We start from the raw sequence: 11,522 nt of genomic DNA, 5'->3' as shown, positions 1-11,522 counted from the left end.
GCCGTGGGGGCGCAGTTTCAATTGAAACTGCGCCCCACGGCGCTCAGCCCTCGGTGGTGATCAGGGGCGGGGGCCGGGTTTGCGGCGGCGGCTGGGGATCGCCGCGACGAGGGTGAACAGGACCGCCGCGGCTTGGAGGGACAGCAGGGCCGTGCGGGGCAGCTCGGTGAACCCGACCTGGACCTCTGCGGCCTTCTCCGGCAACGGGATCGCCACCTGGTGTCCCCAGGCCGTGGTCAGGGGGAGCTCCTTCCCGTCGACCCGGGCGTACCAGCCGGGCTCGTTCTCCGCGCCGAGGACGAGCGCGCGTCCGAGTCCGCCTTCGGAGACCCGGACGGTGAAGTTCGGCAGCTGCGCGGCGACCGGGAGCGGACGGGCTTCGGGAGTCGGTTCCGGTTCGGTCTGCGCCTGGCGCGCCAAGTCGGGACCGACCAGCTTGACCGGCGAACTCGGCAGCAGCAGGCGCAGGACCCGGCTGCCGTCCGGGAGCCGTTCCTGCTCGTTCACCAGGCCGTGGCCGAGCTCCAACACCTGGGATTCGCCCGGCACGACCACGAACTCCGCGCCCCGAGCGGCCACCGCGGCGAGCGCCTCCCGCACCCGACCGGGATCGGCGGAGCGCAGATCGCCGTCGACCTGGCGGAGCCAGTCGGCGGCGGTTCCGGCCGGTGCCAGGTCGTCGTCACCGAAGTGCGGCCCGGAACCGGTGACCAGCCGCGCGGGCTGCTGCCCCGGGTCGAGCACCAGCCGCGTTCCGGTCGGCCCGGTCAACGGACGCTGCGGGCCGAGCGGGCCGCTGATCACCGCGAAGGCGGAGCTGACCACCAGTCCGAGCAGCACGACGCCAAGCGCGGCGAGGCCGAATTCCGGCCGCACCGCGGGGAACTTCGCGGGCATCTTCAGCTGTCCGGCCTGCAGCACGATCCAGCTGCACCCGACCGCGACGAGCACCAGCGGCCCGCCCGTCCAGCCGACGGTCGCGATGCCACCGCTGATCGGCTCGGCCGCCGAACCGTCCACCGCGGCCGCCAGCAACCAGCCGAAGACCGCGACTCCGACCGCGGGCAGCATCCGCTTGTCCCAAGCGAACGCGAGCACCACCACCGCGGCCAGGACGAACAGCACTCCAGGCACGCTCGCCGCCGAACCATCCGGGCTCAACGCCAGCAACCACGCACCAGCTGGCTGCTCCACAGCTCGAGCGCCGAGCCCGTGCAGCAACACCTCCGGATTCTTCAGCAGCACCACGGGCCACGGCAGCAGGCAGGCGACGGAGAGCAGCACCACCGCGGCCAGCCCGGCCACCCGGTGCTGGCTGCGCGCGTTCTCCCCCGGCAGCAGGACGTGCGCGAGCAGCGCGAGCACGATCAACGACAGGTGCAGCAGCGGGGAGAACGCACCGAGCAGCGCCAGGCCCAGCGCGGTCAGGCAAACCCGGCCCAGCCACTTGCGATCGGAACGCCTCATCACCGCAGCGATGCCGGCGAGCAGCGGCGGCACCATGATGTGCGCGACGACCACGTCCACACGCCCCTGCCCCGCCGACAGCAGAGCCGCCGGCAGCACGGCGTACGCACCTGCCGCGATCGCGCGGCGCAGCGGCGGGACCGGGAGCCCCCGGGTCGCGAAGTAAGCGCTGAGCCCCGCGAGCGGAGCCCCGAACAGCAGCAGGAGCGACACCACCACCGACGGTCCACCTAGGACACTGCCGAGCAGCGCGAGCACCAGCAGCGAAGGCGGCGCCGGAGAACTCGTGCCGCCGTCGACCGGATGCCACGCGGCCACGTAGTCCCGCCAGGTCGTGCCGAGGTCGGCCACCGGAAGCAGTCGCCCACCCGCCAGACCCGATCCGAGCCGCCCGGCGACCAACGCGTTGATCAGTGCGAACAGCAGCAGCGCGGCGACGAGCACGAAGGGCGGGGACGACAGCAGCCGCAACACCCTGCCGCGGCTGACCAAACCTCCGCGGGCGTTGTCGCGCGGCGACGGCGAAGGCCGACGTTCCAGCCGCTCGAAGACGTCGCGGCGGATCAGCTTGCCCGGCTCCACCTCGGCAGCCGCCGGATCGTCCCCGGCCGCCGCCAGCAGTTCGGCCAGCTGCTCCGGCTTCGGCGCGGAATCGCCGCCCAACAACCACAACCAGCGCCCGGGGTCGGCCCACCGCCGCTTCCCGAGCGCCACCGCATCCGCGACCGCAGTGGCGAAGGAGGTGTCCCGCGGCAACGTCAGCACGTCGTCGACGACCTGATCCGCGCGCGCCTGCTCCAGCAGTTCCGCGCTGCGGTCGGCCGAACCGGTGTCCACCACGACCACGCGGCGCGGTCTCTCGGACTGCTCACCGAGCGCGGCGAGCACTTCCGGCAGCCACGCTTCGCCGTCCCGACACACCAACACCGCCAGCACCGGCGCGCTCAAAGTCTTCCTCCTGCCGAGCAGATCCACCACCGCACGAACGGTAATGCACCAGCAGCGGAAGAAAACCCGCCGAAATGACCTGATTCAGGCGTGATCGGCGGGCAGCGGCCTCAGACTGCGCGGCGCTTGAGCTTGCGGCGCTCCCTTTCGGACAGTCCGCCCCAGATCCCGAAGCGCTCGTCGTGCTGCAACGCGTACTCCAAGCACTCGGAGCGCACCTCGCAGCCCTGGCAGATCCGCTTCGCCTCCCGCGTGGAGCCGCCCTTCTCCGGGAAGAACGCTTCCGGATCGGTCTGCGCGCAGAGCGCCCGTTCCTGCCACTCCTGCTCTTCTTCGGACATTTCGAACAGTTCGGCAAGAACGTCGAATTCCGCGACGGCGGGTGCGTCCCCACGCTCCGCCAAGCGGCTGTCTCCTGATTCCCACATCGCTGGACTTCCCCCGATTTCTCCCGTTCCCGCCGGCCCTCCCCAGGGCCGGAACAGGACGCACTCCATGCTCACGGGTGGTCTGGCCCCTCACGAGGACCTCGCAACTCCGACGGCGGCGCCGTCGCCGACCGGGTGCGCCGCTCGCCCTCTCTCCGCCAGCGGCACCTCGACCGACCCCGTGCCCGACCAGGTCTCCCGCACCCGGTCGTCCCGCTGTCGCGATCTCCCCTCCCGAGGAATGATCATTTCAACGGTGAATGACACTGCTGTGATTACACCCGTGTAGCTCCTTGCGGTCAAGCGGAGACCATCCGTAGGGGGACACCCGGACAGCGCCACCGCACCACCACCGAGCTCCGCTGAACGCACGCTTTCGGCGCAGCGCCAGTACTCCGTCCGCCGGAACAGATCCCCCGCACGGAGTCCCGAGATCATGAATACCACTACGCGATCACTCGTGCCCCGCCGCGTGGCCGCCCGGTTCGTGGACACTGGGGTCGTGAAGAGCTCCACGACCCGCATCAGCCCCCTGTTCCTGGCGTTCCTCGGACTGACCGTGCTGGGCGGCGTGCTGGCCACCTTCGACAGCAACCTCGCGCGGACCACCGGCGTCCTGCTGCTCGTGCTCGGCGGCTGGACGACGTCGCTGTGCCTGCACGAGTTCGGCCACGCGGTCACCGCGTTCCGCGGCGGGGACCTCTCGGTGCGCTCGAAGGGCTACCTGACGCTGGACCCGCGGCGCTACACCGATCCGATCCTGAGCATCGTGCTGCCGCTGATCTTCGTGGCGCTCGGCGGGATCCCGCTGCCCGGCGGCGCGGTGTGGATCAACCACCACGCGCTGCGCTCGCGCCGCACCGAGTCGATGGTGTCGCTGGCCGGACCGCTGACGAACCTGGTGCTGGGCCTGCTGATCGCCACCGCGGTCGCCGCGGTGCCGATGCCGATCGGGCTGGCCTCCGGCCTGTCCTACCTGGCCTTCCTGCAGGTGATCGCATTCGTGCTGAACATCCTGCCGATCCCCGGCCTGGACGGCTACGGCGCGATCGAACCGTACCTGTCCGCCCCGGCCCGGCAGTTCGGCGAGAAGGCGCGACCGTGGGCGCCGCTGGTGCTGTTCCTGCTGCTGATCGGCGTTCCGCTCGTCGGCCGGATGTTCTTCCAGCTCGCCTACTTCGTCTTCGGCCTGGTCGGTGGTGACACAACGCTCACCGCCCTGGGACAGGCGATCTTCCGCAGCGTGTTCGGGTTCTGAGGTTCCGCATCCTCCTGGAGCGGGCTCCGTGCGAGGATCGGAACCGTGAAGGTCGTAGTTCTGGTCGGTGGAGTCGGTGGCGCGCGGTTCCTGCTCGGGGTGAAGGCAGCACTGGGCCTGCCCGCCGTGGGCGAGCCGCAGCAGCAGTCCGAGCACGAGGTCACCGCGGTGGTCAACGTGGGCGATGACGTGTGGATGCACGGGTTGCGGGTGTGCCCGGACCTGGACACCTGCATGTACACCCTCGGCGGTGGCATCGACGAGGCGAAGGGCTGGGGTCGGGTCGACGAGTCCTGGTCGGTCAAGGAGGAGCTGGCCGCCTACGGCGCCGAACCGAGCTGGTTCGGGCTCGGCGACCGCGACATCGCCACCCACCTGGTGCGCTCGCGGATGCTGCGCGCGGGTTATTCGCTGTCGGCGGTCACCGAAGCGCTGTGCGACCGGTGGCGGCCGGGCGTCGGCCTGCTGCCGGTGACCGACGAGCGGGTGGAGACCCACGTCGCCATCGACGATCCGGAGACCGGTGAGCAGCGGGCCGTGCACTTCCAGGAGTGGTGGGTGCGGCACCGCGCGGAGCCGAAGGCGCACGCGATCGTGCCGGTCGGGGCGGACGAGGCCAAGCCGACGCCTGCAGTGCTGGACGCGCTGCAGCAGGCCGACGTGGTGCTGATGGCGCCGTCGAACCCGGTGGTCAGCATCGGAACGCTGCTGGCGGTGCCGGGTTTCCGCACCGCGCTGCGGGAGACCTCGGCGCCGGTCGTGGGCCTGTCCCCGATCGTCGGCGGACGGCCGCTGCGCGGCATGGCCGACGCCTGCCTGACCGCGATCGGCGTGGAGAGCACCGCCGAGGCGGTCGGTCGGCACTACGGCTCGCGGCAGGACGCCGAGGGCGTTCTGGACGGCTGGCTGGTGCACACGGGTGACTCCGCTGAGATCCCCGGCGTGGAGGTGCGCTCGGTGCCGCTGCTGATGTCCGATGTGGACGCCACCGCCGCGATGGCGCAGGCGGCGTTCGACCTGGCGCGGGAGGCGCGATGAAGGACCACGCGGCGGCAGGCGGGTTGCAGCTGTTCGCGGTTCCCGGGCTGCCGGAGTTCGGCCCCGGCGACGACCTGGCGGCGTCGATCTCGGCGGCCGCCCCGTGGCTCAGCGACGGCGACGTCGTGGTGGTCACCAGCAAGGTGGTGTCCAAGGTCGAGGACCGGATGGTGTCCGCCCCGCTCGACCCGCAGCTGCGCGACGAGCTGCGCCGCGAGCTGGTGCTGTCCGAGGCCACCCACGTGGTGGCCCGGCGCGGCCGGACGCTGATCACCCAGAACAAGCTCGGCATCGTGCAGGCGGCCTCCGGCATCGACGCCTCGAACGTGCCGCAGGACCAGATCGCGCTGCTGCCGGAGGACCCGGACGCCTCCGCGCGCCGCCTGCGGGCCGGGCTCGCCGAGCGGCTCGGGGTGCAGGTCGGCGTGGTCGTGACCGACACGATGGGCCGCGCCTGGCGGGTCGGTCAGACCGACGTGGCGATCGGTTCGGCCGGTGTCGGCGTGCTGCACGACTACGCGGGCAGCACGGATTCGCAGGGCAACGAGCTGGCCGTGACGCTGGTCGCGGTGGCCGACGAGATCGCCGCCGCGGCGGACCTGGTCAAGGGCAAGCTGGGCGCGGTCCCGGTCGCCGTGGTGCGCGGTCTGACCACTGTGGACGACGGTTCGTCCGCGCGGGACCTCGTCCGCACGGTCGACGAGGACCTGTTCGCCATGGGCACGGCCGAGGCGCTGGCGCAGGGCCGCCGCGAAGCGGTGCTGATGCGCCGCTCGGTGCGGCAGTTCGCGGACGCCCCGGTCGACGAGGACGCGGTGCGCCGCGCGGTCGGCTCGGCGCTGACCGCGCCCGCCCCGCACCACACCCGCCCGGTCCGCTTCGTGTGGCTGCGCGACCGCCCGCTGCGGTCGAAGCTGCTGGACGCCATGCGCACGGCTTGGCTGGACGACCTGCGCGCGGACGGCATGCCGGAGGACGCCGCCCAGCGGCGCGTGAACCGGGGCAACCTGCTCTACGCCGCCCCGGAGCTGGTCCTGCCGTTCCTGGTCCGCGAAGGTGCGCACGACTACCCCGACGAACGGCGCGGGGACGCGGAACGGCAGATGTTCACCGTCGCCGGCGGCGCTGCGGTGCAGGGACTGCTGGTGTCGCTGGCGGCCGAGGAGCTCGCCTCGTGCTGGGTGTCCTCGACGATGTTCTGCCCGGACGTGGTGCGCGCGGCACTGGACCTGCCGGACTCCTGGGAACCGCTCGGCGCCGTCGCGGTCGGCCACCCGGCCGAACCGGTCGACGGCCCGCGCGAACCCCGCGACCTCGACGACGGATTGGTGGAGCTGTGAGCGGACCTCAGGCCGACGCGCTGCGAGTGCTCGGTGACTGGCGCCCGACCGACCCGCAGCAGGAAGCGCTGCGGCACGCCTTCCTGACCTTGCTGGACGCCCGGGCCGACGCGTGCCTGCGCGCCTGCGAGCCCGGGCACGTCACCGCCTCGGCGGTGCTGCTCGACGCGGCCGGCGAGAACGTGCTGCTGACGCTGCACCCGCGCGTGGGCACGTGGTTGCAGCTGGGCGGTCACTGCGAGCCGGAGGACACCACGCTGGCCGGGGCGGCGCTGCGCGAAGCGACCGAGGAGTCCGGTGTGGACGGTCTGGTGGTGGATCCGGATCCGGTGCACCTCGACGTGCACCCGATCACCTGCTCGCTGGGCAAGCCGACCCGGCACTTCGACGTCCGCTTCGTCGTCCGCGCCCCGGAAGGAGCCGAGCCGACCCGCAGCGACGAGTCCCTCGACCTCCGCTGGTGGCCGGTGAACGCCCTCCCGGACAACACCGACATCGACCCCCTGATCACCGCCGCCCGCCAGCGGCTCTGATCAAGCGGTTTCCTTGAACACGGCGGCTTCGAGCCGCCGCACGCGCGCTTCGATGCTGTCCGCCTCGGAACCGGACAAGGTCGTCTCGATCAGGACGCGGATCCAGGCTGTGGCTTTCATGTCTTCCTGAGCAGCCCGAACGCGCACTCGATCCAGCAACGACTTCGGCAGCCGCAGCGAGGTGGTGATCATCGGATCGGACGGCGCGGGCTCGGTCTCCCAGTGCCCGGCGTCCATCTCCGCACTCACGTCGGTGTTGTCGTAGTGCTGCGCGAGCTCATTCAACTTCGCCATGTCCCTCACCTTCTCTTACGCCGGAAGGCACGGCGCTCTCTATGGGTCATTTCTCGTGCCGTCACCACGTACCAACGCCCGTCCGCTCCATCGGCCAAGACGACTAACAGGTAACGACCAGCGAGCGTGCGACCGAACAGCAGCTCGGCGTCCTCGCTCGGCCTGGGGACCACCCACTGCGGCCTGCTGAACACCACCTCCTCGACCTCGCCCGGCACGACGCAATGCCTGGCTATGTGCTGCTCGGATTGCTCCGTCCACAAAATTTCGCGCACAGCCAGAGTAGAACACGACGCATTGCATCGCAATGCGTCAAATTCGCCCGTCGTGATCAGCTTTCACCCGAAGAGGTCTGGCGCTTGGGCTCACATGGTGCGGTAGTTGCGGGCGGGCATTCTGGGGCCGTGGCGGGGGCGGGTTGCTCCTGCTGCGCTGAGGTAGCGGACCGCTCGGTGGCGGTGGCCTTCGTAGGGGGCGAGGGCTTCGAGCATGCCTTCGTCGTCGAGCGGGCGGCCCGCCAACGCCAGGCCCACGATCGTCGGCAGGTGGTAGTCGCCGACGCTCACCGCGTCCGGGTCGCCCCAGGCCCGCTGCGCGATCTCCGCCGCCGTCCACGGGCCGATGCCCGGCACCTTCTGCAGGAGATCGCGCCCTTCGACGCCGCGCAGCTCGGCCGCGCGCTCCAACCTCGCTGCCACCGATGCGGCGGCGAGCAGCGTTCGCCTGCGGGCTCCGTCGATGCCCGCGCGATGCCATTCCCAGTCCCGGATCCCGCGCAGCTGCACGGGATCCGGTGCGACCCACAGCTTCTCGACCGGTCCTGGCGCGCGACTGCCGAAGCGCCAGCACAGCTCCCGCCAGGAGCGCCACGCTTCCCGGTTGGTGACCTTCTGCTCCAGGACCGCCGCGACCAGCACGTCCCACACCCGGCCGGACGCGCACAGCCGCACCCCGTGCGAGGCCTTCCGCCCCCGCTCCACGACGTCGTGCACGGCGACGAACCCGCTGGCGTCGTCCGAGTCGCCGAGCAGGTCCGGGATGCCGTCGAGCACCAGCTGCGCGCCGGGCCCCCACGCTGCGGCGTGGACTTCTCCCGCGCCGTTCTTCCGCAGCCGCAACGTCGTCGGGCCCTTCGGCGTCGTGGTGCCCCACCACACCGCGCCCGAGGGATCGACCCGCGTGGTGGGATCGCCGCTTCCGCGGCGCAGCGGAGCGAGCACCCGGGGCAGGTCCACCGGGTACGAGGGGCACCAGGTCCTGGTCAGAGCGTCAGTCATCGCCCTCAGAGGGTATGCCGACCCGCTCCGCCGTCATCGTGGGCCGCAATTTCAATGGAAATCGGAGGTCCGATTTCCATTGAATTTGCGGAAGTTCTCCACAGGGAGGACGACCTGTCCACAGGTGTCGGCATGTCGGGTCCCGACACGCCGACGGTTCACAGTTTCAATTGAAACTGCGGTACCCCCTCGGCATGTCGGGTGCGGACACGCCGTGGAGACCACAGTTTCAATTGAAACTGCGGTGTGGGGTGCTGGTGTGTCGGGTGCGGACACGCCGGGGTTTGGCTCAGCAGTCGGCGGAGAAGCGGACTCCGTGCTCGGGCAGGTTCACGCCCGGCCACACGCGGACTCCGTCGAGCAGTTCGCAGCCCGCGCCGATGTGCGCATCATCACCGATGATCGCGCCCCGCAGCACCGCACCCGCGCCGATCGTCGCGCCCGCTCCGATCACGCTGCTCTCGACCACCGCGTCCCGGGCCACGCGGACCCCGTCGAACAGCACCGACTCCACGACGCTGGCACCGCTCTCGACGACGCAGCCAGCACCGATCGCGCTGCCACCGCTGACCTGGGCTCCAGCGTCGACCGACGTGCCGTCGAGGCACAGCGCCTCGCCGTGCTCCCCCGGCAGCGCGTTCGTCGGCGCGACGCCCAGCACCAGGTCCGCCGAGCCGCGGACGAACGCCTGCGGGGTTCCCATGTCCAGCCAGTACGAGGTGTCGACGTGGCCTTGCACACGTGCGCCCGAGGCGAGCAGCTCCGGGAACGTCTCGCGCTCCACCGACACCGGCCGACCGGCCGGGATGCGGTCGATCACCTCGCGGCGGAACACGTAGCAACCGGCGTTGATCTGGTCCACCGGCGGGTTCTCGGTCTTCTCCAGGAACGCGGTGACCCGCCCGTCCGGATCGGTCGGCACGCAGCCGAACCGGCTGGGATCGTCCACCTTGACCAGGTGCAGCGTCACGTCCGCCGCGGTGCTGCGGTGGGTGGCGATCAGCTCGTTGAGGTCCACTCCGGACAGGATGTCGCCGTTGAACACCAGCACGTCGTCGGCGCTGAGCCGGTCCGACACGTTGCGGATCGCCCCGGCGGTGTCCAGCGGCTGCGGCTCGACCACGTACTCCAGCCGCAGGCCGAGGTCGGAACCGTCGCCGAAGTGCTCGGCGAAGACCTCCGCCTTGTAGGAGGTGCCGAGCACCACGTGCTCGATGCCGGCGGCCCGGATCCGGGACAGCAGGTGGCGCAGGAAGGGCACCCCGGCCGTGGGCAGCATCGGCTTCGGCGCCGACAAGGTCAGCGGGCGCAGCCGCACGCCGCGCCCGCCCACCAGCACGACGGCCTCCGCCGCCGGCGGTGCGGCCCGGTCCCGATCATCCGCGGACATCGGCGTAGCTCCTCCTGTACCTCACGGACTTCACTGACGAAAACCCATTGGGGGGAATACTCTGGCAGGGCCAACGGCATAATGAACACCGGGCCCGTCCCCGCACGGCTCGACGCCCGCCCCCGGCGGACCACCGACTGCGAACGACTGAGAGGGCATCCCCATGGACCCGCTCCTCCGAGCCGACGAAGCACTTGCTCGCGCGCGGGCACGCGGCGCGTTCGTCGTCACGCCGGACAACGCCACCTCGCCGATGGACGCCGCGAACACCGTGCGCATCCCGCGCGAGGTGGTCGATCACGTCGACCCCACGGACACCGCGCCGTCGCTCCCCGTGCCCGGGCCGCCGCAGGCCGCCCCGAAGCCGCAGGCCGAGCCGCAGCAGGGCTGGCCGACCGAGGACTACGGGCAGCAGAACCTGCCGCCGAACCCGTACCACTCGCAGCGCGGCCCGAACGAGTTCGGACCGCTCGGTTCGCAACCCGGTCAGCAGTACCCCCAGTACTGATCAGCGCGTTTCGATGCGGGCCCGGAGCGCCAGCGCGGTGCGCAGCGCCAGGCGCACGGGCGCCCAGAGCGGACCCGGGTGGCGGTCGGCGAGGTAGCGGTAGGCGCTGCGGTGGTGCTCCAGCAGCATCCGCTTGGGCGCCTTCGCCGTGGAGCGCCCGCCGATGTGCATGACCTCGGCTTCCGGCACGTAGACGTTGAGCCAGCCCTTGCGGCGCAACCGGTCGCCCAGGTCGACGTCCTCGAAGTACATGAAGTAGCGCGGGTCGAAGCCGTCGGTGGAGTCGAACGCCTCGCGGCGCAGCAGCAGGCACGAGCCGGACAGCCAGCCCGCCGGGCGTTCGGTGATCTCCGCCTCGGACTGCCGGTAGGCGCGCGTCCACGGGTTGTTCGGCCAGATCTTGCAGAACACCGCGTGCCCGGCCCCTCGCCCGATCGAGGGCAGCATCCGCGCCGACGGGTAGACCTCGCCGCCGGGTTCCCGGATCAGCGGGCCGAAGGAGCCCCCGCGCGGCCAGCGCTTCGACGCGGCCAGCAGCTCGTCGAGCGACCCCGGCCGCCACTCCAGGTCGGGGTTGGCGATGACGATCCAGCCGTACTCCTCGCCCAGCGCGGCCACGCCGCGGTTGGCGCCTCCGCCGTAGCCGAGGTTGCCGCCGGTGGGCACGAACTCGACGTTGGCGCGCTCGGCTGCAGCGCGCTCGGGTTCGCCGTCGGTGGACCCGTTGTCGGCGAGGATCACCCGGACCGGCCGGTCCGTCGCCTGCTGCAAGGTGTCCAGGAACCGGTCCAGCGTCTCGCCCGGCGAGTAGGTCACGGTGACAACGGCGAGCTCGTCGCCGTAGGTGCGCACGTCGGTCACGCCACCACATTCTGCCGAACCGCCCCGAGCCCGGGAATCCGACCGCAGTTTCAACGAGGTTTTTCCACCCTCGTCCTGCGTAGCGGTGCGGGTGGCGGAACCTCAGCGCCCGCCTGGACTCCGGGTGCCCGACTTGATGTATGCCAGATCAGCGGGTGCGGAGGTGGATGTGGTGGGCGC

Annotated in this window: 11 protein-coding genes; 5 read left to right on the top strand and 6 right to left on the bottom strand. The window is 71.3% G+C overall.

Annotated elements, in window-relative coordinates; translation table 11 throughout:
• Window positions 1-60: 60 nt before the first annotated feature.
• Together ABTZ89_RS27555 and ABTZ89_RS27550 are read right to left on the bottom strand one after the other, a co-directional pair.
• Complete coding sequence (locus ABTZ89_RS27555; RefSeq protein ID WP_351049950.1) at window positions 61-2,445, bottom strand: glycosyltransferase family 2 protein; 2,385 nt, start codon at window positions 2,443-2,445, stop codon at window positions 61-63.
• A gap of 80 nt (window positions 2,446-2,525) precedes the next feature.
• Complete coding sequence (locus tag ABTZ89_RS27550) at window positions 2,526-2,756, bottom strand: WhiB family transcriptional regulator (RefSeq protein WP_170210513.1); 231 nt, start codon at window positions 2,754-2,756, stop codon at window positions 2,526-2,528.
• Window positions 2,757-3,345: 589 nt separating this feature from the next.
• Between ABTZ89_RS27550 and ABTZ89_RS27545 the strand changes: the two genes are divergently transcribed.
• Genes ABTZ89_RS27545 through ABTZ89_RS27530 form a run of 4 tightly spaced genes read left to right on the top strand, consistent with a single transcriptional unit; the run spans window position 3,346 to window position 7,012 of the window.
• Window positions 3,346-4,101 carry a site-2 protease family protein gene (locus ABTZ89_RS27545; protein ID WP_270953302.1) on the top strand — a complete coding sequence of 252 codons (756 nt, stop codon included), beginning with the start codon at window positions 3,346-3,348 and terminating at the stop codon, window positions 4,099-4,101.
• Window positions 4,102-4,146: 45 nt separating this feature from the next.
• Window positions 4,147-5,139, top strand: a complete 993-nt coding sequence (cofD, locus tag ABTZ89_RS27540) for a 2-phospho-L-lactate transferase (protein WP_270953301.1) — start codon at window positions 4,147-4,149, stop codon at window positions 5,137-5,139.
• Window positions 5,136-6,479, top strand: coding sequence for a coenzyme F420-0:L-glutamate ligase (locus tag ABTZ89_RS27535; protein WP_270953300.1), 1,344 nt, complete (start codon window positions 5,136-5,138; stop codon window positions 6,477-6,479). Before cofD ends, ABTZ89_RS27535 begins: the two co-directional genes overlap by 4 nt.
• On the top strand, window positions 6,476-7,012 hold the full coding sequence (locus tag ABTZ89_RS27530) for an NUDIX hydrolase (protein WP_270953299.1): 537 nt from the start codon (window positions 6,476-6,478) through the stop codon (window positions 7,010-7,012). The genes ABTZ89_RS27535 and ABTZ89_RS27530 overlap by 4 nt, the downstream gene beginning before the upstream one ends.
• Here ABTZ89_RS27530 and ABTZ89_RS27525 read toward each other — a convergent pair whose 3' ends face one another.
• From ABTZ89_RS27525 to manB, 3 genes are all read right to left on the bottom strand, one after another.
• Entirely contained in the window at window positions 7,013-7,306 is a 294-nt protein-coding gene (locus ABTZ89_RS27525; protein ID WP_270953298.1) for a hypothetical protein, read from the bottom strand.
• A gap of 365 nt (window positions 7,307-7,671) precedes the next feature.
• The gene (locus ABTZ89_RS27520) at window positions 7,672-8,583 is read right to left on the bottom strand and encodes a DNA-3-methyladenine glycosylase family protein (protein WP_351049944.1); all 912 of its coding nucleotides are present in this window, start codon (window positions 8,581-8,583) and stop codon (window positions 7,672-7,674) included.
• Between the two features lie 289 nt (window positions 8,584-8,872).
• Entirely contained in the window at window positions 8,873-9,973 is a 1,101-nt protein-coding gene (gene manB, locus ABTZ89_RS27515; protein WP_351049942.1) for a mannose-1-phosphate guanylyltransferase, read from the bottom strand.
• Window positions 9,974-10,136: 163 nt separating this feature from the next.
• Between manB and ABTZ89_RS27510 the strand changes: the two genes are divergently transcribed.
• Window positions 10,137-10,481: a hypothetical protein gene (locus ABTZ89_RS27510; RefSeq protein ID WP_270953307.1), complete on the top strand. Its 345-nt coding sequence runs from the start codon at window positions 10,137-10,139 to the stop codon at window positions 10,479-10,481.
• Here ABTZ89_RS27510 and ABTZ89_RS27505 read toward each other — a convergent pair whose 3' ends face one another.
• The gene (locus ABTZ89_RS27505) at window positions 10,482-11,342 is read right to left on the bottom strand and encodes a glycosyltransferase family 2 protein (RefSeq protein ID WP_351049939.1); all 861 of its coding nucleotides are present in this window, start codon (window positions 11,340-11,342) and stop codon (window positions 10,482-10,484) included.
• Window positions 11,343-11,522: the final 180 nt, after the last annotated feature.

The sequence above is a fragment of the Saccharopolyspora sp. NPDC002686 genome (assembly GCF_040295745.1).
GTDB lineage: Bacteria > Actinomycetota > Actinomycetes > Mycobacteriales > Pseudonocardiaceae > Saccharopolyspora > Saccharopolyspora oryzae.
Note: the sequence above shows the minus strand (reverse complement) of the source record. Positions and strands in the feature narration are given on the sequence as shown.